The sequence below is a fragment of the Janthinobacterium tructae genome (assembly GCF_006517255.1).
Taxonomy (GTDB): Bacteria; Pseudomonadota; Gammaproteobacteria; order Burkholderiales; family Burkholderiaceae_D; genus Janthinobacterium; species Janthinobacterium tructae.
In genome coordinates this window covers 5871311-5894778 of the sequence record NZ_CP041185.1, presented here as the reverse complement: position 1 = coordinate 5894778, position 23468 = coordinate 5871311, and the positions used below count along the sequence as shown (strand labels likewise).

Sequence of the window (23468 nt, the reverse complement as noted above, 5' to 3'; positions counted from 1 at the left end):
ATGACAGCGCCCCTCCCTCCCCCACGCGGCCTGGTGCTGGTCGCCGACGACGATCCCGTGATGCGCTTGCTGATGCGGCAAATGCTCACCCAGGTAGGCCTGGACGTGATCGAGGCCGAAGACGGCGTGCAGGCGCTGGCCAGCTACAAGCACAGCGGGCCGGATCTGGTCATGCTCGACGTCGACATGCCGGCCCTGGACGGCTTTGCCGTGTGCCGCGAAATCCGCCGCCAGGAAGTGGGCGGCACCGTGCCCATCATCATGGTCACGGGCGGCGACGAGCTGGAAGCGGTCACGCACGCCTACGAGGTGGGCGCCACCGACTTCATTTCCAAGCCCATCAACTGGCCCATCCTCGGCCACCGCGTGCTGTACGTGCTGCGCGCCAGCGACGCCATCGCCCGCCTGCGCATCGCCGACGCGCACAACCGTGCCGTGCTGGCCGCCATCCCCGACACCTTCTTTCGTCTGAATCGCGAAGGCTTTTATCTCGACTATGAACAGGGGCACGACGCCAGCGCCGGCTTTTCCCTCAGCGACTGCGTGGGCAGCCATATCGGCGCTGTGCTGCCGCCCGAAATCGCCGCGCGCCTGCTGGAGCAGGCCCACGCCGTGCTGGCCACGCAGCATATCGGCTCGGTCGACTACACGCTCACGCACGAAGACAGCACGCGCCATTTCGAGGCGCGCCTGGTGGCGACAGGGTCCGACGAGGTGCTGGGCCTGGTACGCGACATCAGCGAGCGCAAGCGCACGGAAGAGCAGATCCGCCGCCTCGCCTATTGCGACAGCCTGACGGGCATCCCCAACCGCCAAGCCTTCCTGGAAACCCTGGAACGCGAACTGCTGCGCTCGAAAGAACACGACAAGAAATTCGCCGTGCTGTTCATGGACCTCGATGCCTTCAAGCGCATCAACGACACCCTGGGCCACGACGTGGGCGACCATCTGCTCAAGGTGGTGTCCGAGCGCCTGCGCGAAACCATCCGCCCCAGCGACCTGGTACTGCGCGCCGAACACGAGTTTGAGGCCAGCTTCGGCGGCAGCAACCTGGCGCGCCTGGGCGGCGACGAATTCACGATTTTGATACCCGACCTGGAGCGGGTGGAAGACGCGCTGAACGTGGCGCACCGGGTCAAGGAAGCCATGCGACGCCCGTTCATGATCGAGGGGCACGAGATTTTCGTCACGGCCAGCATCGGCATTTCGCTGTATCCGGAAGATGGCGAGGATTGCAATTCTCTATTGAAATATGCGGACACGGCCATGTACCACGCGAAGAACTGCGGCAAGAACAACGCCAAGCTGTACAGCTCATCGCTGACGATGGAAATCATGAGCCACGTCAAGATGGAAGTGGGCTTGCGCAAAGCCTTGCAGAACAACGAGCTGTACCTGCTGTACCAGCCGCAGATCGACGTGCCCAGCACGCAGATCGTCGGCGTGGAAGCGCTGGTGCGCTGGCGCCATCCCGAGCGGGGCATCATTTCGCCCACGGAATTCATCCCGCTGGCCGAAGAGACGGGGCTGATCGTGCCCATCGGCGAATGGGTGCTGCGCACGGCGTGCAACCAGGCCAAGGCCTGGCAAAGCGACAGCGGGCGCGCCATCCGCATGGCCGTGAACCTGTCGGCCAAGCAATTCAAGGATGAAAACCTGATGCAGATCGTGCTCTCGGCACTGGCCGACACGGGCCTCGATGCGCGCCTGCTGGAACTGGAATTGACGGAAGGCACCCTGATGGACGATGCGCGCGCCACCATGGTGACGCTGGAACAATTGCGCGGCATCGGCGTGTACCTGTCGATCGACGACTTCGGCACAGGATATTCTTCAATGAATTATCTGAAGCGCTTCGACGTGCGGGCCTTGAAGATCGACAAGAGCTTTATCGCCGGCTTGCCGCAGGATACGGAAAACGCGGCCATCACGCGTGCCATCATCGCCATGGCACATGGCTTGAAAATGGTGGTGGTGGCCGAGGGCGTGGAGACGGACGAGCAGTTGCTGATGCTGGAAGAATACGGCTGCGACATGGCGCAAGGCTATTTCCTGGGCCACCCGTCGCCGCACGACACGATCACGGCCATGCTGGCCATGCAGGCGGGCAAGCTGGCCAGCCTGGAAACTAGAGCACTTCGAAGGCAAGGATTTGCGTGACTTGCTGGGCGTTGAAATTATCGTCGGAAATCATCACCAGGCTGCGGCGGCCGTTTTCCAGGCGCGGGCCCCAGCTGATGCCTTCGATATTGTCTACCTTGGGCAGGCCGATCTTTTCCAGGTCCAGCAGCAATCGCTTGCGCGCCGGCACGTACTTCGCGCCCGCCAGCGCCGGCATGGCCTGGATGTCGCTGGCGCCATCGGTGTCCATCGCGTAGATGCGCACATGGTTCGAATACAAGCCGTCCGCGTGCTCAACGCCGGCCCGCTCCACCACCAGCACCTGGTGATCGTTGACGGCAAGGATTTCCGACACGCCATTGTCCGCCTCGCGCCCCGGCGCGGGCCGCGAGGCCACGGCTTCAATCGGATACGCGTACTGGCCCAGCACGGTGCCGGCGCGGTCCAGGCGCGTGATGCGCACCACGGAGCCGTTGTCGGGCGTGGCCAGCGGGCCATCCTGGTACAGCGCCGCTTCCATGCCCAGCCACAGGCTCTTGCCATCCGAGGAAAACGACAGTGCCTCGAAGCTCATGTTGTTGCGCGAGCCAATTTCTTCCTGCGAGACCTTGAACATGGCCGGCGTGGGCAAAGTGGCCAGGTAGTGGCCGCCGCTATCGGCGTGGCGCACGAACGGGTGCAAACCCACCTTGCGGTTGCCTTCGCTGCCGTACCACAGGCTGCCGTCCTGCGGATCGACGCGGATGGTTTCGATGTCGGGCACCTGCTCGCCACTATCGAGCTTGGCATGTGCCAGGTTCGGGTAGCGGCTGCCGTCGGGCTGCGTGAAGAAATGCACGCTGTTTAATGTCACGCCCGTAAATGCATGACTGTCGTAGCTGAGCGTGGCGCGGTAGAAGCGGGCCGGATTGATTTCCGAGCGGTCATCGCTTTCCATCACCCAGCTCTTGTTGGCGGCATCGTAGTCGATGCCGGACAAGCCGCCCACCGTGGTGCCTTCGAACGCCTGTTTCAAGGCGATACGCTGCTCGCCGATCAGGCGCAGGCCGGCAATCGGCGCGTCGTGCGGGAAGCTGGCACAGGCGGAGAGGAAGATAGTGCTGGATGCCAGGACAAGCGCTGTACGGAAAATTCGATGCATGACAGGTATCAGTGAGTTGCGTAGGTCGGCTTAGCGCGAAGCGCGTAAGCCGACAACATTGTTGGCTTGGCTGGTGGTGGTGGTGGTGTCGGTAACGTGGCGTGGTGGTTGTCGGATTACGCGGCTACGCCGCTAATCCGACCTACCCGACCTACCCGACATTCATCTATCTGCTCCTGCCTACACCACCCCATCGGCCTTGAGCCGCGCGATGGCGGCCGCGTCATAGCCGAGCGACGCCAGCACTTCATCGTTGTGCTGGCCCAGGGTCGGCCCCAGCCACTGCGTCTTGCCCGGCGTGGCGGACAGTTTCGGACTGATGGCGGGCAATTTGACGGGCGTGCCGTCGGCGAAATGGTGTTGTTCGAACATGTCGCGGGCGAGAAATTGCGGGTCGCTCAGCATATCGCGCACGGAGTAAATTTTGCCAGACGGCACATCGGCCGCCTTCAGCACGGCCAGCGCGCTGTCTATCGTGTGCGTGGCGCACCAGGCGCCGATGGCGTCGTCGATTTCCTGCGTGCGCGCCACCCTGCCATCGTTGCGCGCCAGCTGCGGGTCGCCCGCCATGTCGATGCGGCCCATGGCCAGCATCAGCCGCTTGAAGATGGCGTCGCCATTGCCGGCAATCACGATGTTTTCGCCATCACCCGTGGTGTAGGTATTCGAGGGCACGATACCGGGCAGGGAGCCGCCCGTGCGCTCGCGCACCACGCCCGCCTGATCGTATTCAGGCACCAGGGACTCCATCAGGTTGAACACGGATTCATACAAGGCCACGTCGACCATCTGCCCTTCCCCGGAAGCCACCCCACCGGTCACGTCGCGGTGGCGCAAGGCCATCATGGCGCCGATCACGCCATGCAGGGCCGCCACCGAGTCGCCAATCGACACGCCCACGCGCACGGGCGGACGGTCGGCAAAGCCGGACACATAGCGCAGGCCGCCCATCGATTCTCCGATCGCGCCAAAGCCGGGCAAATCCTTCATCGGCCCCGTCTGGCCAAAGCCGGACAGGCGCACCATGATCAGGGACGGCTTTTCCTTTTTCAGCTGTTCGTAGCCCAGATCCCACTTTTCCAGCACGCCGGGGCGGTAATTCTCGATGATGATGTCCGCTTCCAGGGCCAGCTGGCGCGCGATGGCGCGGCCCTCGGGCGACTTCAGGTTCAGGGTCAGACTTTTCTTGTTGCGCGCCTGCACCGACCACCACAGCGAGGTGCCATCTTTCAGCACGCGCCAGGTACGGATGGGGTCGCCACCATCGGGCGACTCGATCTTGATCACGTCGGCGCCGAATTCGGCCAGCATGCGGGCGCAGAACGGCCCCGCGATCAGGGTGCCCAGTTCCAGCACTTTAATACCCGCCAAAGGACCAGCCGACGTTTTCTCTTGCATGATTTAGGTTGCCCTGCGGTCGAGCATCGCGCGGGCAATCGTGCCCGCGTCGACGTATTCCAGTTCGCCACCCACGGGTACGCCGCGGGCCAAACGGCTCACGCGCAAGCCCCGCGCCTTCAGCATTTCGCTGATGTAATGGGCCGTCGCTTCGCCTTCATTCGTGAAATTGGTGGCCAGTACCACTTCACCGACCACGCCATCGTTGGCGCGGCCGAGTAATTTTTCGAGGTGGATATCTTTCGGGCCGATGCCGTCGAGCGGAGAGAGCCGCCCCATGAGCACGAAATACAGGCCCTTGTAGGTGAGCGTCTGCTCGATCATCAGCTGGTCGGCGGGCGTTTCCACCACGCACAGCAGGCGCTTGTCGCGCTCTTCGTCGAGACAGGTCTCGCACACTTCGTGTTCGGTAAAGGTATTGCACAGGCCGCAGTGATGCACGGCATCGACGGCCTGGAACAGGGCGCGCGACAGCATGGCCGCGCCTTCCCTATCGTGCTGCAACAAATGAAATGCCATCCGCTGCGCCGACTTGGGGCCGACGCCGGGCAGGCGCCGCAGCGCCTCGGTCAAAAATTCAAGCGACTTGGACATGGATCAACCCTGCCCCGTGCCACAGATCGAGCGCATGCGGGATTGCATCAGAATGGCATTTTGAAGCCGGCTGGCAAGTTCATGCCGCCGGTCAAGCCTGCCATTTTTTCCGCGGACGTCGCTTCCGCCTTGCGCACGGCGTCGTTGAAGGCGGCAGCCACCAGGTCTTCCAGCATGTCCTTGTCGTCGGCCAGCAGCGACGGGTCGATGGAGACGCGCTTGACGTCGTTCTTGCACGTCATGACGATTTTCACCAGGCCGGCGCCGGACTGGCCTTCCACTTCCACCAGCGCCAGTTGTTCCTGGGCCTTTTTCATGTTGTCTTGCATTGTTTGCGCCTGCTTCATCAGGCCAGCCAGTTGATTTTTCATCATGAGAATGCTCCGTTAATTCAGTTTGTGAGTGTGTTAATCATCAATGCAGGGTCGGCGCGGCAGAGCCGGCCGGTGCAGGGGTAATCGTGCCCGGCACAACAAAAGCGTCGAATGCACGCTTCATGTCGAGCACGAAGGGGTCGCTGGCGATGGTCGCTTCCGCTTGCAGCTGGCACGCCTCGCGGTGCGCCTGCGCTTCCGCGCTGGCCGTGTACCAGACGGCGCCCAGTTCCGTGTCGACCGCGACCTTGCGGCCGAAGCGCTCGGTCAGCGCGGCCGCCAGTTTTTCCACGTTGGCCGGGCTGCGCCACGTATCGATCGGTACGCGCAGGCGGAACGTGGTGCTGTGGCCATCGTGCAGGCATTCGATCAGCTCGGCCTGCACGGCCAGCTGCTGCGCCACGCCGCGCAGGGGCAGTACGGCGGCGACGGCCGGCCAGTTGCCGTCCCAGTCCAGTCCCGGCACGGGCGTGATCACATACGGCCCGCTGGGCGCGGCTTGCTTGGCGGCACGCTGCGGCATGACGACGGCAGGCTGCTCGGAACTTTGCGCGGCGGGCGCCGACACGGCGGCGGACGCGCTGTCGTCGGAAAATTCGGTGACCCACGGCGGCAAGTCGTCGTCGGCGGGCGCCTGCTGTGGCGCTGCCTGGCGTGCCGGCTGTACGGGTGCGGGTGCGGGTGCGGGTGCGGATGCGGGTGCGGGAGCGGGTGCGGGTGCTTCCAGCACGGCCACGGGCGGCGCATCGTCCCACGGCGCTGGCGCTTTCGCGGCGGCGGGCGGTGGCGGTGCAGCCTGGACCGGTGCAACCGGAGCCGGCGCGGCGACGGCAGCGGCTGGAGCCGGTGCGGAGGCAGCTGGCTTGGGTGCCGATGTCGGCGACGATGGCGCGCTGCCCGGACGGCCTTTCGAGGCGGCGCGGGCCGCTTCCAGCGCCGCATTGATGGCGGCGCGGGCGGAACTGATCGGCGCGCCCGAGGCTGCCGGGGCAGCCGCAGCCGGACCAGCAGCCGGCGGCGCAGGGGCTGCTACTGGTGCCGGCGCCGGGGCAGATGCGCGTGGCGGCGGCGCTTCGCCGCGCGCCATGCTGGCGGCAGCGGCGGCCACGACGGCGGGCGGGGTCACGGTTGCATGGCTGGCCACGCTGTTGGTGGCGGCGCGGGAGGCCGGTGCGGACGCGCCAGCGGCGGCGCGCGCGGCGGCGACAGCAGCGGGACGGTTGCCCGTTGCAGCGGCTGGTGCCGCCGCCGGCACGCCATCGGCGCCGCCTATGCCAGGCCGAAAGGCCAGCATGCGCAGCAAGGTCATGGTAAAGCCCGCGTACTCGTCGGGCGCCAGGCCCAGTTCATTGCGGCCATGCACGGCGATCTGGTAAAACAGCTGCACTTCTTCCGCGTCAAACGCGGCAGATAGGCGCACGATATCCGCGTATTCCGGCAAATCCTGCGGCAAGGCGGCCGGCACCGTTTGCGCCAGCGCAATGCGGTGCAACAGAGTGCCCAGGTCTTGCAGCGCGCCGTTATACGACAGGCTGCGCGAGGCCATCTCGTCGGCCACGGCCAGCAGATCGGCACCGTCCTGCTGCGCCAGCGCGTCGAGCAGGCGCACCAGATACGACTGGTCGAGCGCACCCAGCATGCCTTGCACGGCGTCGAGCGTCACTGCGCCGGCCGCGTACGCGATGGCCTGGTCCGTCAGCGACAGCGCATCGCGCATGGAACCGTGGGCGCCCTGGGCCAGCAGGCGCAAGGCCGGCTGTTCGAAGGCGATGCCTTCCTGCCCCAGGATATTGTCCAGGTGGCTGATGATGTGGCCGGGCGGCATCTGCTTGAGGTTGAACTGCAGGCAGCGCGACAGCACGGTCACGGGAATCTTTTGCGGGTCCGTCGTGGCCAGGATGAACTTGACGTGTTCAGGCGGCTCTTCCAGCGTCTTCAGCATGGAATTGAAGGCGTGATTGGTCAGCATGTGCACCTCATCGATCATATAGACCTTGAAGCGCGCGTTGCTGGGCGCGTAGACCGCCTGTTCCAGCAGCTGCGCCATTTCATCGACGCCGCGGTTCGACGCCGCATCCATCTCTATATAGTCGACAAAGCGTCCCGCATCGATCGCCGTGCACGCTTCGCACACGCCGCAAGGCTGGGCCGTGATGCCGCCTGTGCCATCGGGGCCGATGCAATTGAGCGACTTGGCCAGGATACGCGACAGGGTCGTCTTGCCGACGCCGCGCGTGCCCGTGAACAGATAGGCGTGATGCAATCGGCCGCTGTGCAAGGCATGCGTGAGCGCGCGCACGACGTGCTCCTGGCCGACGAGCGTCTCGAAATTCTTGGGGCGGTATTTACGGGCGAGGACTTGATAGGACATGCTGAGATTTTACCATGCGATTTTGCGGGTGATCCTGCGCGGCGGGCGCAAGCCTCATGGCCGGGCCATTCACTATGGCAAACGCGGCAAAGCAGCAATTGTATAACATGGAGAGTGGCATTCTGGAAAATCAGGCAAGCATGCGGACTGGCAAAACACAGCGCCGCAAAACAAAAAAGCCGCCAACGGCAGCTTTACTGTTTGTTTCCCGAAGGAGGCGAGCCTGATCTGCGGCACTCATGGTTAATAGCCGTGGCTGCTTCGTTCCCGACCTGACCAGGTTAGCCATGCCACGATGCGCAGGGGCCCGCCAGGCACAATTATAACCGACCTGCGCAAGATTGGGAAATTGCCGTGTCAATGCTTCGTACGTCGGCGTAGGTCGGCTTAGGCCGCAGGCCGTAAGCCGACACTGCTGAGTAAGCGGCCGACACTGCTGAATACGCAGATCGTGAACATGCAAGCAACGTCGGGTTACGCGCAAGCGCTAACCCGACCTACAGCCCCAGCTCTTGCCAGATGCCATCCACCTTGGCCTTCACTGCCGGCGTCATGGCGATCGTCGTGCCCCACTCGCGCGTCGTTTCACCCGGCCATTTATTCGTCGCGTCGATGCCCATCTTGCTGCCCAGGCCGCTGACCGGCGAAGCGAAGTCCAGGTAATCGATGGGCGTGTTGTCGACCAGGGTGGTGTCGCGGATGGGGTCGACGCGCGTGGTGATGGCCCAGATGACCTCTTTCCAGTCGCGAATATTCACGTCCTCGTCGACCACCACGATGAACTTGGTATACATGAACTGGCGCAGGAAGCTCCACACGCCGAACATCACGCGCTTGGCATGGCCCGCGTACTGCTTCTTGATCTGCACCACGGCCATGCGGTAGCTGCAGCCTTCGGGCGGCAGATAGAAATCCGTGATTTCGCTGAACTGTTTTTGCAGCAAGGGCACGAAGACTTCGTTCAGCGCCAGGCCCAGCACGGCCGGCTCGTCGGGCGGCTTGCCCGTGTATGTGGAGTGGTAAATCGGGTCGCGGCGCATGGTGATGCGGTCGATGGTAAACACAGGGAAACTGTCCTGTTCATTATAGTAGCCCGTGTGGTCGCCATACGGCCCTTCCAGCGCGTGCTCGTAGCCGCTCGGATGGTTTTCATCCGGGTAGATATGGCCTTCAAGCACGATTTCGGCCGATGCGGGCACGCGCAGCTCGCTGCCAATCGCTTTTACCAATTCGGTGCGGCTGCCGCGCAGCAAGCCGGCGAACTGGTATTCGGACAGACTGTCCGGCACCGGCGTGACGGCCCCTAATATAGTAGCGGGATCGGCACCGAGCGCGACGGCGATCGGATACGGCTTGCCCTTGCTTTGAATCGCATGCTCGCGGAAGTCCAGCGCCCCGCCCCGGTGCGCCAGCCAGCGCATGATGACCTTGTTGCGTCCCAGTACTTGCTGACGATAGATGCCCAGGTTTTGCCGCTTCTTGTTCGGCCCCTTGGTGATCACCAGCCCCCAGGTGATCAGGGGCGCGATATCGCCGGGCCAGCAATGCTGGATGGGCAGGCGCGCCAGGTCCACGTCATTGCCTTCCCAGACGATTTCCTGGCACTTCGCGCCGCGCAACTCTTTCGGCGACATGTCCCACACGGATTTCACCAGTGAACCGAGGCCCAGCAAGTCCTTGAAATCCTTCGGCGGTTCCGGCTCTTTCAGGCGCGCCAGCACATGGCCGATCTTGCGCAACTCGCTGACGTCTTCCGCGCCCATGCCCAGCGCCACGCGGCGCGTGGTGCCGAACAGATTGCCCAGCACCGGCATGTCGTATCCCGTCGGATTGTTGAACAGCAAGGCCGGTCCGCCTGCGCGCAAGGTGCGGTCGCACACCTCCGTCATCTCCAAAATCGGCGAAATAGGGGTCGAAATAGGCTTAAGTTCACCCATTTGTTGCAGCTGAGAAATAAAATCTCGCAAATCTGAATATTTCATGTGTTTTTAATTTTTTTTGACGTCGGACGCCGTTGCTGAAGGATCTATGCCAAGTAATTGATTTTATTGGCTTTTGGCACAATGCAAGACAAAAAGTAAGACATAAAAGTAATAAAGAATCGATTCGTTAGTATTGACTTGATATAAAACGGCTTCTACAATTCGCCCAACTTGAAAGAGCACGCCGGCCCAGGGCTTGATTTTAGCGTTTCTCTTTCATTCACGGAGTCGGGGCTCCACATGACATTTTAAGGAGTGTTTTCAAAAGGCGTCTGCCTTACCCCCGGTAAAAGTTGTATTGCGACTGATCCAATACCAGCATGGGACCGATCAGCTCAAGCAAGCAATGACGGCGTTTCTCGCACGCATCCATACGCGGCGGAAACGATGATATTTCTGATGCACGGCATTGGCAGTACCCACAACACCGCGAGACCGCGGAGGGACTGCCTGTTGACGCGACATTTCGGGGAACTCTATGACTCATCGTAGCACTGAAGCAGCATTGCCTGCTTCAACCGTGGCTGGCCAGCCGGCGTTGGCGCGTTTGCGCGCCCGCGCACAAGCCATTTCGGCACGTGGCGTTTTAACCACTGCACAACACACACTGACAGTCTTCGGCATTTCCGCCCTGGCACTGATCGCCCTGCTGATGTTCCGTCCCGACCTGGGCAAGCAACTGACGCACAGCCTGTTTCCGCTGCCGATGGCAGAGGCGCAAGCCGTTGAAGCGCCGGCCCTGTCGGCACTGATGGAAGCGCCTGCTTCCGTGCAAATGGCCGCCGGCAACGAGGCACCGTTGACCAAGGAAGAAAAAGCCTTGCTGGGCACGCAAAAGCAGCAGCAATGGGTCACCAACTGGCTCTCCAAGCGCTATCGCGTGGCCAACGATGCGACCAATATGCTCGTCTCGACGGCGTACCTGACGGCCCGCGAAATCAAGCTGGACCCGCTGCTGATCCTGGCCGTGATGGCCATCGAATCGGGCTTGAACCCGTTCGCCGAAAGCCCGGTCGGCGCACAAGGCTTGATGCAAGTCATGTCGAAAGTGCACCATGAGCGCTTCCAGGAAATGGGCGGCGTGCAAGCGGCCCTGAACCCGGTCGCCAACATCCGTGTCGGCTCGCTGATCCTGAAAGACTACGTCACGCGCGGCGGTTCCGTCGAAGCGGGCTTGAAAACCTATGTGGGCGCCGCCAACTTCGCCACCGACTCGGGCTACGGCTCGCGCGTGCTGGCCGAATACCGCCGCCTGAAGCAAGTATCGGCTGGCCAGCGCGTGCCGACCAGCACGCCGGTGATGGCATCGAACACGCCAGCGCCAGCCAAGGCCCCGGCAGCGGAAAGCGGCAGCATCACCATCAAGATTGCACCACATAACGAGATCGCCGGCCTGTGACCCTTTAAACGCCCTCACAGGGGCATCCAAAAAGCGGCACCCAATGAAAAAGCCACCGCACGCAAGTGCCGGTGGCTTTTTTGTTGCCCTGCGGCAGCAGCCGCAGGAACTACGCTCTATATTACTTGCGCTTGTTGGCGCCCACTTCTTCCTCGCGGAATTTCACTGCCAGCTTGTCGAGCACGCCGTTCACATACTTGTGGCCGTCGATACCGCCAAACGACTTGGCCAGCTCGACCGCTTCGTTGATGACGACGCGGTACGGGATTTCCATGTTGTTCTTCAGCTCGAACGCACCGATCAGCAGGATGCCGTGTTCGATGGGCGACAGTTCCGCGATGTTGCGGTCGATCAAGGGAGCCATGCTGTCGCGCAGCGCCAGCGAATCCTTGATGGCGCCGTACAGCAGCACCGTGAAATGATCGCCATCGGCCTTGTCGAAACCATGCGCGGCGCGAATATTGTTCACGACGGTGGTCGCGTCTTCATTGTTCAGCAGCCACTGGTACAAGCCCTGCAGCGCAAACTCGCGCGCGCGGTGACGCGGCGTGCGGTTTTTGCTGGGATTGGCGAGCAAATTTTTCTCAGTCATGATTGTTACCTGTTCTTAAGTACGTGTTCACTACAAATTCCGGCGAGACAGCACGGCGCGCTTTTCAACGCGCCGCAGCCAACCGCGTGTCAGAACGTTCGGGAAAATGCTCAGAGCAAGGCGCGAGCCCGAAGACAGTACGAATGTACGCCGAGGGCTTGCAACGCAGCTATGGGCGTTTTATCGGACGTTCACTACACGGCTAGTCCTCCTCGGATTCTTGCAACTCTTCTAGCGCTTGCGCTAAATTAGCCATTTCCACTGCCACGCGTGCCGCTTCTGCTCCCTTGACCAGCATGCGCACTTCCGCCTGCTCGTCGTTTTCGGTCGTCAACACTGCGTTGGCGATGGGAATGCCGTAATCGAGACCGATGCGCGTGATGCCTGCGCCCGATTCGTTCGATACCAGCTCGAAGTGGTAGGTTTCACCGCGAATCACGGCGCCCAGTGCGATCAGGGCGTCGAATTGCTCGGTTTCTGCCATTTTTTGCAGAATCAGTGGGATTTCCAGGGCGCCCGGCACGGTCACGTGCAGGATATCTTCATCGGCCACGCCCAGCTTGCTCAACTCTTCCAGGCATGCCGACAGCAAGCCACCACCGACGATTTCATTGAATCGTGCCTGGACGATACCGACGCGCAAACCTTCGCCGGCAAAATTGGTTTCATAAGTTCCTACGCTCATCATATGCCTCTTTAATCTGGTGGTTCAGGGCGGCACGCACATGCCGCCATCATTTACTATCACATCGACGTCTGGCCAGGATGGCACTGAAAACCGGTCACTTCCAGGTCGAAACCGACCATCGACGGCATCTTGCGGGGACTGGCCAGCAATTGCATCTTGCTCACGCCCAGGTCGCGCAGAATTTGCGCGCCGATGCCATAGCTGCGCAAGTCCATGCTGGCGGCACGGCCTTTCGGCTTGGCTTGCGGCGTGTCCAGCGCGGCAAACTGGGCAAACAGCTCGCTGGAGGTCTCGCCACAGTTCAGCAAGACCATCACGCCCCGTTCGGACTGCTTGATGGCCGCCATCGAGGCGGCCACCGTCCACGAGTGGGTGGTCGCTTCGCTTTCCAGCACGTCCAGAAGGGAAACGGGCTGGTGCACGCGCACCAGCGCTTCCAGGCCAGGGGCCAGGTCGCCGTGCACGAGGGCCAGGTGGGCCGAGGCGCTGGGCTTGTCGCGGAACGCGATCAAACGGAATTCGCCGTGCGCCGTGTGCAGGGTGCGCTCGGCAACGCGCTCGACTAGGGACTCCGTCTGGCTGCGGTAATGGATCAGATCGGCAATCGTGCCGATTTTCAGGCCGTGCTGCTCGGCAAACACCAGCAAGTCCGGCAGGCGCGCCATGGTGCCGTCGTCCTTCATGATTTCGCAAATCACGGAAGCGGGCGTCAGGCCGGCCATGGCCGTCAGGTCGCAACCGGCTTCCGTATGGCCTGCGCGCATCAGCACGCCGCCCTTTTGCGCTTTCAGGGGGAAGATATGGCCAGGCTGGACGATATCGCTGGGCTGCGTGCCCTTGGCCACAGCCACCTGGATGGTCTTGGCGCGGTCGGCGGCGGAAATGCCCGTCGTCACGCCTTCGGCCGCTTCGATGGAAACAGTAAAATTGGTGCCATAGGCGGTGCCGTTGCGCGACGTCATCATCGACAGGTTCAGCTCGTCGCAACGTTCTTCCGTCAGGGTCAGGCAGACCAGGCCACGCGCATGCGTGATCATGAAATTGATAGCTTCAGGCGTCACGAAATCGGCGGCAAGCACCAGATCGCCTTCATTTTCCCGGTCTTCTTCATCGACCAGTATCACCATGCGGCCGGCGCGCAATTCAGCGACGATCTCCTCGGTGCTTGATATAGACATCATTGATCCTCTTAGTGAGACTAAAAACTGAAACATCGCGTGCGAATATTCCGCGAATTTCCGGGAATTTTCTTATAACCTGCTATTTTAAAGGATTTAGCGCTTGCAGACCTGAAATAAGACAGCTTAGCGGCATGCGCGCCGCAGCCTGTTCCGCAAAGCGCCCATTCCCCGCTCCGCCGCACGCGGAGGCGGCAAGACGCGCGCCGCCGGCCTTGCGAAGAGCATAAGATCAGCCGGTCATCGCCACGGTGCTGACACCCCTCTCGCAGCGACACCTCACACAGGAGCGGCAACATGAAAACCAACGGATCGGCCATCTGGTCAGGCGGCATCAAGGACGGCAAGGGCGCCATCAGCACGCGCAGCGGCGCCTTGCAGGAATATCCCTACGGCTTTGCCAGCCGCTTCGAAGGCAAGCCCGGCACCAATCCCGAAGAACTGATCGGGGCCGCCCACGCGGGCTGCTTCACCATGGCCCTGTCGCTGATCCTCGGCGAAGCGGGCCTGACGGCGGAAAAGATGGAAACGACGGCCGAAGTGACCCTCGACAAGGTCGACGACGGCTTTGCCATCACGGCCGTCCACCTGATCCTGAAAGCAAAGATACCGGGCGCCGACCAGGCAACATTCGAGGCATTGACGGGCAAGGCCAAGGCCGGCTGCCCCGTGTCGAAGTTACTTAAAGCCAACATTAGCCTGGACGCTACCCTGCTGCCCTAGATTTTCGTCACGGGCTTGACCGGCTCCACGGCAGCGACGGGCGCCACCAGCGGCAGGCGCGAGTCGCTGGCCGGCAATGGCCGGTTCATCAAGCCCGGATTCAGCGCTGCATTGTTCAGGTTATACGCGGCGATGGCCGCCGCCACGGACGGATCTTGCGACGAGGGCGGCGGCTCGGCCATGCCCGCGTTTTGCGCGGCCAGCGCTTGCGCCTGCGCATTTTGCTGGGCCAGTTGGGCTTGCGCCGTCGCCAGTCCCGCTTCGGCTTGCACTTGTGCTTCGCCTGCCAGCGACTGAGCCCGGTCGGACGCCGCCTGTATCGCCCCCGCGGCCTCCTGCTGCTGCACCTGCTGATCGGTATTCATGCGTTCGCTGTCGATGCGCCGGGCATCCACGCTCAGGCTGTCTGCCCGCTGCGCCTGCAGCAAGTCCTGCTCATCGATGGTAACGGCTGCCGGCGACGGCGGCCGCAATTCCTGCAAGTCCAGGTTCAGCTCTTCCGTTTCCAGTTGCTGCTGCAGTTCCAGTTGTCGTTGTGCAATGGCAGCCGTTTGCGCCGGTGCCGCATCGACGGCCTGCGGCTGCGCGGCCTGCACGGCGCTGGACGGCAGTGCTGCGCCCGTCAAATCCGCTTCGACCACGGCCGCCAGCGGCGCGCCCTGCTGCCGGACCAGCACGGCGCCCACCTGCGCCAGCACGTCCGTTCCCTGTTGCAAAGCATTCAGGGTGGCGTTACTGTCGGCCGCATACGCGGCCTGCAAAGTTGCTGCGTCGACATCTTCATTGCGCAAATCGATGCCGATGCGGGCCAGTTGCGCTTGCGTGAGCAGGCCGCCGTCCTGCGCCAGCGCGGCGGCCGCATCCGTCGTGCCGTCGCCCGACAGCAAATCGTAGCGCTGCGCCAGGCTGCCCGGCGTGTCGCCCGCCGTCGCCAGCTGGCTGGCATCGATGCCGCTCGTTTGCAGCTGGGCGAACGATTCCGTCAGCTGCCGCGCCAGCGCCAGCAAGTCCTCATTGACATTCACGGGGGTATTTGCCGTGCCAGCCTGCTCTGCGACGCCCTGCAAGGCCAGCAGTTGCCGGCGCGACAAGGCCACGCCGGACAGGAACTGCCCCAGCGGCGAGAGGTCGACCTGGGTCGATGACAGAGCGGCAAGGGCCGCCGCCGCACTGGACGCCGGCACTGGCAGCGCCGGCGTCAGAGGTGCCGTTGCGCCCACGCGGGGCGTGGCCGGTATGACATTGGGCACGGTTGCACGCGAAATCGGGTCCATGGCTAGCCTCCACTGCGGAAAGCTTCATAGTATGCGCGTCTGCAAGAAAAGCAACACACGCTTGGCAAGATGCGAAGGCCGGCGGATGTGTTGCTGTGTTCAATTACTGTGTTCAGCTACTATGCTCAGTTCCTGTATTCAGTTCTTATTTCAGGCGGCGGCCTTGTCCAGTGACAGCATGCGCTCGACATAGCGGGCGATCAGGTCGATTTCCAGGTTGACCTTGCCATCGACCGTCAGGTGCTTCAGGGTCGTCATGGCGATGGTGTGCGGAATCAGGTTGATCGAGAAGCGGCAGCCATTGACGGCACCCGCGCCCAGGTCTTCCACTCGGTTGACAGTCAGGGACACGCCGTTGACGACAACGGAACCTTTGAAGGCCAGGTATTTCGCCAGTTCATGCGGCGCTTCGATGACCAGCTCCCACGATTCGCCCACGGCTTCGAACTTGCGCACGATACCCAGGCCGTCGACGTGGCCGGACACCAGATGGCCACCCAGGCGCTCGGCCAGGGTCAGAGCTTTTTCCAGGTTCACTTCCGTGGTCGTATCGAGGCCCACGGTGCAATTGAGGCTTTCGCGCGAGACATCGACGGCAAAGCCCGTGTCCGACTTTTCCACCACCGTCATGCAAGCGCCATTGATGGCGATCGAATCGCCCAGGGCCACATCGGCCAGCGGCAAGCCGCCCGCATGGATGGTCAGGCGCACGCCGGCATCGAGGCCGCCGTCGAGTGCTTGCACGGTTTCAATCTTGCCGATGGCGGCAACAATTCCTGTAAACATGGAGCTAACCTTATAAAAAGTGTGAGTGTATTAATTGCGCTGCGCGAATCTTGCAAGGATACGCAAATCCTCGCCCACTTGCTGAACCTGGTGAAACTGCAAAGTGCGCTGCTGTTTGAGATCCGTCAAGGCGGGCAAGGCAAACATGCCTTGCGCATCGCCCAGCAAGGTGGGCGCCAGGTAAACCAGCAGCTCGTCGACGCAGCCTTCGCGGATCAGCGAGCCGTTCAGCCTGGTGCCGGCCTCGACGTGGACTTCATTGCATTGCCGGCGTCCCAGTTCCAGCATCAGCGCGGCCAGGTCGACCTTGCCGGCCGCGTTCGGCAACAGAATGACTTCCGCGCCCAGGGCGCGCAACTGCGCCTCTTTCTCGGGGTTGGCCACGGCGGCCACGATCCACGTGCCGCCGCCCTGCAAGATGCGCGCATCGAGGCTGATGTCGAGGCGGCTATCGACGACGATGCGGCGCGGCTGGCGCGGCGTCTCGATGGCGCGCACGTTCAATTGCGGATCATCCGCCTTGACCGTGCCGATGCCCGTCAGGATGGCGCAGGCGCGCGCGCGCCACGCATGGCCGTCGGCACGCGCCTCCGGTCCCGTGATCCACTGGCTTTGTCCATTGTGCAAGGCCGTCATGCCGTCCAGGCTGGCCGCCGTTTTCATGCGCACCCACGGCTTGCCGCGCTGCATGCGCGAAAAAAAGCCGATATTCATTTCATATGCCTCGTCGGCCAGCACGCCCGTGGTGACGGCGATGCCGGCCGCTTCCAGCTTGGCCAGCCCCTGCCCCGCCACCAGCGGGTTCGGGTCCGTCATGGCGGCCACGACGCGCCCCAGCCCCGCGCGCACGAGCGCATCGGAACAGGGCGGCGTGCGGCCATGGTGGTTGCACGGTTCCAGGGTGACGTAAGCCGTGGCGCCGCGCACGTCGTTGCCGCGCGCCGCCGCATTCGCCAAGGCTTGCACCTCGGCATGATCCTGCCCCGCCGCCTGCGTCACGCCGGCGCCGATCACCTGGCCATCCCTGACGATCACGCAGCCGATGCGGGGATTGGGCGAGGTCGTGTATAAACCGCGCGCAGCCCATTCCAGCGCCAGGCGCATGCCATCGATATCGTTGAGTATTTCCACGGGCTTCTTTGATAGTGAGTAATAGATAAGTCGGGTTACGAACTGTCGGCCACGCCGCTGCAATTGGCCGCCTGCTGCTGCGGATCGCACACGCGCACCCGGCCCAGCATATTGATTTTAATATGGCGCACCTGCTTTCCCAAAGTCAGGGACAAGGTACCCCAGCGCGCCGCCAGACTATTGGTCGCGCTGCAACTGCGTCCTGCGCCATTGTAGGCGATATAAAACGGCGCCGTGGCCGAGGAAAAAGCAAACTGGGCCGCAATGCCGGCCGACAGCGGTCCCTGACGGAACAGCAATTCGTCGCCGTCATCGAACGCCAGGTTGGCATTGCGGTCGATGAATGCCAGCCAGCCCGTGCCCCAGTCCGTGCCACCGGGCCCGGCCGGCATCAGCAGCACGCGCTGTCCCCGCGCCATTGCCTGCGCCCGCGTCAGTTCGATGGCCGAGAACAAGTCCGTGGCCGCCGCGCGCACTTGCTGGCGTGCCAGCACCTGCTGCAAGCCGGGCATGGCCGTGGCCGCCAGCAGCGCCGCAATCGCCAGCACGGCCAGCAATTCGAGCAGGGTGTGCCCGAAGGTGTGCCCGGTCCGCGGTGGCCGCTTGGGCTTGACCATGAACTAAGGCCAGCAATGGCTGGCGGGGCCGCTGCTGCCGCGCTGCCCCGTGCTGCGCAAGGACAGGACACCACAATCGGCATCCTGGAACTGCGCATCAACCTTGGATGTGCCCGGCATGGCCCGCAACAGCACGCATTGTCCGATCGTCGAGCCGGGACAGGCCAGCGCCTCGATTTCATACGCGCTGGCAGCCGGCCCGTCGCCGGACCACCACGGAAACGCTTGCACCTGCGGTGCCGGCGAGGCCGAGGAAAAAACCAGGTAATGATTGTTTTGCGAATAATAACGTTCCTGCTGCTGCATCAACCGCAGCAAGGCCGCCTGTCCCTGCACCCGCTTGGCGCGCACGACATGGCCATGATAAGCGGGTACGGCCAGCGCCAGCAGCAGGCTCATGATCGCCAGCACGGACAGCAGTTCGATCAGGCTGAAGCCCAAGGCGGCGGCGGGGACGCCACCGTGTGCAGCGGGCCAGTGCCGCCTTGCCAACGTCCCCATGCGAACTCCCCTTTCCAAAAATCGCCAGCCGATACGATGCGCCACCCTTGCTGGGCTTATTTTTTCTTGGCCGCCTCGTGCAATTCGCGCCAGTTCGCCACTTCGCGCCAGCTGAGGCGCCGCGCTGGCAGCGGCGCGCTGACGACCTTGAGCACCGTCCCGCTGGCCGCGCCAGGCAACCCCGGTTGCAGCACGGCCAATTCCTTGCGCCCCTCGGCCCGCCCTGCTGCCGTCGCGGCGCCCACCGTGCTGTTCAACTCCAGCGCCAGCGGCGGCGCGCGCGCCAGGCCATCGAACAAGCGCCCCGTCTGCGCGCCCGCCTGCACGACGCCGGCGCCATCGGCGGCAAAGCCGCTCAGCACATCGAGCACGTACAGCCGCGTGGCCGGCTTGGCGCAAGGGTCGCGCCCGGGCAGGACGGTATTGAACAGCACCTTGCCGGCGGCCAGCACGGGACTATTGATGCTGCGTTCGCCCGTCTGCGCCGTATGGAGAAAATCGAGGTACCAGCCGCGCATGGCCTCGCTGCCCGTATAGCGCAGCTCCGCGCCGTCGACGCGCACGCCGCCCACCGCCTCGCCCAGGCTGCGCGGCTCCAGGTCGGCCCGGCTGCGCGTGGGGGAAGCATCGAGCAAATCGTCGTGCACGGCATAAAACGACTGCGACAGAAAGGCGGCAGGCCAGGTATCGGCCGCTTCGAGCAGCTTGCCCGTGCCGAACAGCAGCACATAGCCGCCATCGGGCGCGTAGGCCACGTTCAACTGCTGCGTCACGGGCTGGCGCCGGCCCTGCGCGTCGCGCGCGACAAAGACCAGCTTGCGCCCCTGGCCCTCCTTCCACGGCGGCCCGCCAGCCATGTCGAGGCGCCAGATATTGCCCTGCAAATCGCCCGCATAGATATACCCCAGTGCGCCATCGCCGCCCGGTACCACGGCGGGCGGGCCCAGCGCGTGGGACATGGCTTCGGCGCCCGCATCAGTATCATGGCCGCCACCGCCGCCGCTGGCCACGGGCACCTTGAGCCGGAAGTAATTACTTCCCAACAGCCAGGGCGTGCCGGGTGCCTTGTCCAGCGCCAACAGGAACATGGCGGCAGCCGATGCGGGCGCCGTCGTGTCCTTGCCGTCATTAACATGGTTGTTGTAGCCGCTGGCAACGATGGCAACATCGCGATAGACCGGCGCGCCCTCCTTGCCGCCCATGTTGATGCGGGCAAAGGATGGCGGGGCGCGCACGTTGCCCATCAGCTTGTCGTCGCGGTCGGTAAACTCCCACAGCGCCCCGTCCTGCGCGAAGCGCGCCGGGTCGGTGATGTCGAGCGCAAACACGCCCTGCGCCCCGCCGCCCATGGCCGACACCAGCACCGTCTTCCAGCGTCCCAGCGCCAGCACTTCCGCCGTAGCTGCCGCGCCGTCGAGCAGCTGGCCAGGGCTGTAGTGAGTGCTCGCAGCGGCTGCTGCCGCGTGCAACAGCGCCTGCGGCAGATAGGCAAACACTTCGCTGCCCGTGCGCGCATCGAAGGCATGCAGCAAGCCATCGTTGGCGCCCAGGTACAGCATTTTGCGCCGCTGCAGCAGCGCCTGGCGGTGCAAGCCATAACCGGCGCCCGGCATGCCCAGCCCCGGCGCGCCCACGTACAGCAGATTGGCGTATGGTGCCGCGCCCAGGCTGCCTGACCTGCGCCGCAGGAAGCCGCCCGGCTGGCCCACCTCGTGCGTGCGCTGGCCCAGCAGATACGCCAGGCGCACCTCCCCTTGCCCATCGCCGGCGTCGAATGCGCTGCGCTGCTCCGCATCGAGCCGCGTCCAGGCCAGCGGCATCAGAGCGCCCTTGGCGTCGAGCGTGTAGACGGGACGCAAGACCGCTGGCGTTCCATCCTGTGCCACCTTGTCCAGCCCACCGGCGCGCCACCATGGCTTGCCGGGAAGCAGTGCGCCATCGGCGCCCACGGCAAACGCGGCGCGCGACAAGCTCATGCTGCCATCGGCCAGGCGCAGCTGCGTCCGGAACCAGTATGCCTCTTCCGTTCCGCTGGCCAGCGCCATCAGGGCCGGTCCGGCAAGCGTCGCCGGCAAGGTGGTCTTGTCGACGGCCGCAAAGGCTGAGCGCAGTCCCGCGATCAGGGCGGCCGGGTCGCTGCCGGACAAGTAATGGGCGGGCCAGCGGCCATCCACGCTCCATTCATCGAACGCGCTGCCCGTTGCGCTCTTGAAGGGGTTGGCGTCGCCGTTCGCATCGAGAAAGCCGCCATATTTGGCCGCCAATAACAAGGGCGTAGAGCCGGGCACGCCCGCCGGGTCGCCCTGGCGCAAGTCGCCCGCATAGTGCTCGACCTTTGCCACGCCATCGTTCTTGCCGCCGGGGCGCAGGGCCTGCACATGCGACCAGTAGGCCAGCCCTGCCGCGTGGTAGCTGGCGCCGCCCGCCCCCTCGGCCAGCAGCTCCAGCGCCGCCAGGTCGGGCCGTGGCGCGGGATTGCCCTGCACGCCGCCGCTTTCCAGGCTGCCCACCGCGTGCGTCCAGGCCATCGCATCAAATGGTGGCGACGCAAAGCCATCGGCGGCGCGTGCGCGGTCGCCGTTTGATGCGGGAGTTAGCGGGACATTGCCGGGCACGTAGCGGTCGCCCGCCATGCCCGCATCGCCGAGGCTGACGATGCTGTGGCGCTGGCAACTGGCCGTTTGCGGGTCGCTCCACGCAATCACGACCGGCAAGCCGTCGTCGATGGCAGGCGGCGCCGTGACAGGCGGCACCACTGCGCTCGCTTGCCGCCCCTGCAGGTAACGCAGCGATTCGTACAGCAATTCGGCCAGCGGCGCCGCACTGGCGTACGCACCCGGATGCGCGGCGTTGCTGCGGCCCAGGCCATTGATGTAAGCGGTCACCCCGCCGCCAGCGCTGGCAGCTTGGGCCACAGCTGGGGCTACGGATACGCCAGTGGCGGGATGCCACTCGGCGCCGGCATTGTCTTGCGGCAGATAGTCGGGCGCCGTCCAGCGTTGCTGGCCCACGTGGGCCAGCGGCGCGCGCAGCACGCCGCCATACACCGGACCGGCACTGGCGGGCAGGCCGTTCAAATGGCCAAACACGCCCACGCGCACCCGGCCGCCATGGCGCTGCACGGCACCCACCGGCTTGTAATTCTTGCCATATGCCAGGCACAAGTCGTCGCGCAGCGGCCCTTCTTCCATGTCGCAAACGCGCACGCGCGCGAGAAACACGCCGTGCGTGGCGGCAGTGCCGGGCGCGTCGCAACTGCCGCCCGGCGGCAAGCTGGCGTCGCCGAACAGCAGGCGGTTACGGCAGGAAACGATGGCCAGTTGCGCCAGCGCAAACGGCGTCGCCGCCGCCACGCCGGCCTGCAAGACCTTGCGCGGGAAAAAGACAGGGTGGGCAAAGAAGTCGATGGTGCCGTCGCCATCGGGCAGCCAGGCACGCTGCAGCACCGTCTTGCGCACCTCGTCGATGACGCGGTCGCCGCCTGTCAAGGCATAGCGCACGATATCGAGCATGCTGGCGCTGGCCCAGTTTAGAAAGTTGCCACTGAAACTATCGCCGCCGCAGCCGTGCAGCGCATCGGCCCGTTTCAACACGGAGAAGTAAGCAGTCGCCGCGCGCAAATCGGGCTGCATGACGCCATCCTTGCTGCGGTACGGATAGCTGTAGCACATGCGCGCATGGAAGTACCCCAGGTACTCGCGCTGCGGTGCATAGTCGCCGCCATGTGCGGCAGCGGCTGCCGCATGCGTGAGGGACAGGTTGAGCAGCAGATTCGGCGGCACCCTGGCGCCGTGCAAGCCCGCGTCGGCCCGTGCCAGCGCCACGGGAGGTGCGGCCGCGACGGCGACGCCGCAAACCAGGCAAACCAAGCAAACCAAGCCGATCAGCAGCAGCCAGGCAGACCACAAAGCGGACAGCAAAGCAAACGACAAGGCCCTCATGGCCCCGCTCCCGCCGCCTCTTTGCGATAGTAGCTTTGCAGCACGACTTGCGTGCTTTCCTGCGCGCCAAAACCGATGGCCGTGATGCGGTACACATAGCTTTCCGTGGCCAGGCCGCCAGTCACTGCCGCCGCCTGTGCGCCGGGCGGGTGGAACGGCAGCAGTTCGATCAGGTAGCGGGGCCGGCGCGACGGCAGGAAACCCTGCCCCGTCTGCATGACGGCGCCCGTAAACTGGCCGTATGGCACGGCGCGGCTGCTCCCTTCTGCGCCATCGAGATCCGTACTTAACCAGAGCGCCGGCGCCTCCGGGGCTGCGGGCAGGCACAGGCCCAGTGCGCCTCCCTCGCCACAGCCGTCCGCGAACCCGGCCGCGCTGCCTGGTGCGAAGAGGCTGCTGCGTCCCGGCGCCCCGGGCAAGCCTTCGATATCGTTCTGCGCATCCACCAATGCCTCCTCCGCCGCCTGAAACGCGATCTGCCGGTCGCGCTCGCCGCGTGCCGCCTTTTCACCCTGCAAGGCCATCTGCGCCGCCGATACACCCAGCAGCAAGATGATCACCAGCAGGCACAGCACATACACGAGGGTGGCGCCACCATGACGTACACGAGCTGCGCACCAAGGTTCGCAACAGCGCCCGCCCGCGCCAGCCATCATG

At 64.1% G+C, this 23468-nt stretch carries 19 protein-coding genes and 1 other RNA gene; 3 read left to right on the top strand and 17 right to left on the bottom strand.

The genetic code is table 11. The features are described 5' to 3' along the window. Positions 1-2160 carry a putative bifunctional diguanylate cyclase/phosphodiesterase gene (locus FJQ89_RS25990; protein ID WP_141172267.1) on the top strand — a complete coding sequence of 720 codons (2160 nt, stop codon included), beginning with the start codon at positions 1-3 and terminating at the stop codon, positions 2158-2160. On the opposite strand, the gene FJQ89_RS25985 is transcribed toward FJQ89_RS25990, so the two are convergent. The 7 genes from FJQ89_RS25985 to ubiD form a co-directional block, all read right to left on the bottom strand. After that, positions 2129-3262: an esterase-like activity of phytase family protein gene (locus FJQ89_RS25985; protein ID WP_141172266.1), complete on the bottom strand. Its 1134-nt coding sequence runs from the start codon at positions 3260-3262 to the stop codon at positions 2129-2131. The genes FJQ89_RS25990 and FJQ89_RS25985 overlap by 32 nt on opposite strands. 180 nt (positions 3263-3442) lie before the next feature. Next, positions 3443-4660 carry a CaiB/BaiF CoA transferase family protein gene (locus FJQ89_RS25980; RefSeq protein ID WP_141172265.1) on the bottom strand — a complete coding sequence of 406 codons (1218 nt, stop codon included), beginning with the start codon at positions 4658-4660 and terminating at the stop codon, positions 3443-3445. Between the two features lie 3 nt (positions 4661-4663). After that, a complete protein-coding gene (recR, locus tag FJQ89_RS25975) occupies positions 4664-5254 on the bottom strand; it encodes a recombination mediator RecR (protein ID WP_071078710.1) in 591 nt (196 codons plus the stop codon). Positions 5255-5301: 47 nt separating this feature from the next. Next, positions 5302-5628, bottom strand: coding sequence for a YbaB/EbfC family nucleoid-associated protein (locus tag FJQ89_RS25970; RefSeq protein WP_096234483.1), 327 nt, complete (start codon positions 5626-5628; stop codon positions 5302-5304). A gap of 40 nt (positions 5629-5668) precedes the next feature. After that, positions 5669-7999, bottom strand: coding sequence for a DNA polymerase III subunit gamma/tau (locus FJQ89_RS25965; RefSeq protein ID WP_141172264.1), 2331 nt, complete (start codon positions 7997-7999; stop codon positions 5669-5671). 213 nt (positions 8000-8212) lie between these two features. Next, positions 8213-8311, bottom strand: an RNA gene (ffs, locus tag FJQ89_RS25960) — signal recognition particle sRNA small type. A 185-nt stretch (positions 8312-8496) separates the two neighbouring features. Next, positions 8497-9981, bottom strand: coding sequence for a 4-hydroxy-3-polyprenylbenzoate decarboxylase (ubiD, locus tag FJQ89_RS25955; RefSeq protein WP_141172263.1), 1485 nt, complete (start codon positions 9979-9981; stop codon positions 8497-8499). A gap of 478 nt (positions 9982-10459) precedes the next feature. On the opposite strand from ubiD, the gene FJQ89_RS25950 reads away from it, so the two are divergent. Further along, the gene (locus FJQ89_RS25950; protein WP_168208527.1) at positions 10460-11380 is read left to right on the top strand and encodes a lytic transglycosylase domain-containing protein; all 921 of its coding nucleotides are present in this window, start codon (positions 10460-10462) and stop codon (positions 11378-11380) included. A gap of 121 nt (positions 11381-11501) precedes the next feature. On the opposite strand, the gene nusB is transcribed toward FJQ89_RS25950, so the two are convergent. The 3 genes from nusB to ribBA form a co-directional block, all read right to left on the bottom strand. Further along, positions 11502-11972, bottom strand: a complete 471-nt coding sequence (gene nusB / locus FJQ89_RS25945) for a transcription antitermination factor NusB (protein ID WP_071078713.1) — start codon at positions 11970-11972, stop codon at positions 11502-11504. 202 nt (positions 11973-12174) lie between these two features. Then, entirely contained in the window at positions 12175-12657 is a 483-nt protein-coding gene (ribH, locus tag FJQ89_RS25940; RefSeq protein WP_099760114.1) for a 6,7-dimethyl-8-ribityllumazine synthase, read from the bottom strand. A gap of 59 nt (positions 12658-12716) precedes the next feature. Beyond that, positions 12717-13838: a bifunctional 3,4-dihydroxy-2-butanone-4-phosphate synthase/GTP cyclohydrolase II gene (ribBA, locus tag FJQ89_RS25935; protein ID WP_070219577.1), complete on the bottom strand. Its 1122-nt coding sequence runs from the start codon at positions 13836-13838 to the stop codon at positions 12717-12719. A 297-nt stretch (positions 13839-14135) separates the two neighbouring features. Here ribBA and FJQ89_RS25930 point away from each other — a divergent pair, with 297 nt between their 5' ends. Next, positions 14136-14561 carry an OsmC family protein gene (locus FJQ89_RS25930; protein ID WP_141172262.1) on the top strand — a complete coding sequence of 142 codons (426 nt, stop codon included), beginning with the start codon at positions 14136-14138 and terminating at the stop codon, positions 14559-14561. Here the strand turns inward: FJQ89_RS25930 and FJQ89_RS25925 are convergent. From FJQ89_RS25925 to FJQ89_RS25895, 7 genes are all read right to left on the bottom strand, one after another. Then, positions 14558-15835, bottom strand: coding sequence for a hypothetical protein (locus tag FJQ89_RS25925; protein WP_141172261.1), 1278 nt, complete (start codon positions 15833-15835; stop codon positions 14558-14560). The two genes, FJQ89_RS25930 and FJQ89_RS25925, sit on opposite strands and share 4 nt — an antisense overlap. A gap of 150 nt (positions 15836-15985) precedes the next feature. Next, positions 15986-16621 (bottom strand): riboflavin synthase, encoded by a 636-nt coding sequence (locus tag FJQ89_RS25920; protein ID WP_116743605.1) that lies wholly within the window; start codon positions 16619-16621, stop codon positions 15986-15988. 30 nt (positions 16622-16651) lie between these two features. Beyond that, complete coding sequence (ribD, locus tag FJQ89_RS25915; protein WP_205704670.1) at positions 16652-17725, bottom strand: bifunctional diaminohydroxyphosphoribosylaminopyrimidine deaminase/5-amino-6-(5-phosphoribosylamino)uracil reductase RibD; 1074 nt, start codon at positions 17723-17725, stop codon at positions 16652-16654. A gap of 62 nt (positions 17726-17787) precedes the next feature. Then, on the bottom strand, positions 17788-18369 hold the full coding sequence (locus FJQ89_RS25910) for a GspH/FimT family protein (protein ID WP_243136272.1): 582 nt from the start codon (positions 18367-18369) through the stop codon (positions 17788-17790). 3 nt (positions 18370-18372) lie between these two features. After that, positions 18373-18870 (bottom strand): type IV pilin protein, encoded by a 498-nt coding sequence (locus FJQ89_RS25905; RefSeq protein WP_141172259.1) that lies wholly within the window; start codon positions 18868-18870, stop codon positions 18373-18375. Positions 18871-18926: 56 nt separating this feature from the next. After that, a complete protein-coding gene (locus FJQ89_RS25900) occupies positions 18927-22811 on the bottom strand; it encodes a pilus assembly protein (RefSeq protein WP_141172258.1) in 3885 nt (1294 codons plus the stop codon). Then, positions 22808-23467 carry a pilus assembly PilX family protein gene (locus FJQ89_RS25895; protein WP_341474472.1) on the bottom strand — a complete coding sequence of 220 codons (660 nt, stop codon included), beginning with the start codon at positions 23465-23467 and terminating at the stop codon, positions 22808-22810. Before FJQ89_RS25895 ends, FJQ89_RS25900 begins: the two co-directional genes overlap by 4 nt. Position 23468 lies beyond the last annotated feature (1 nt).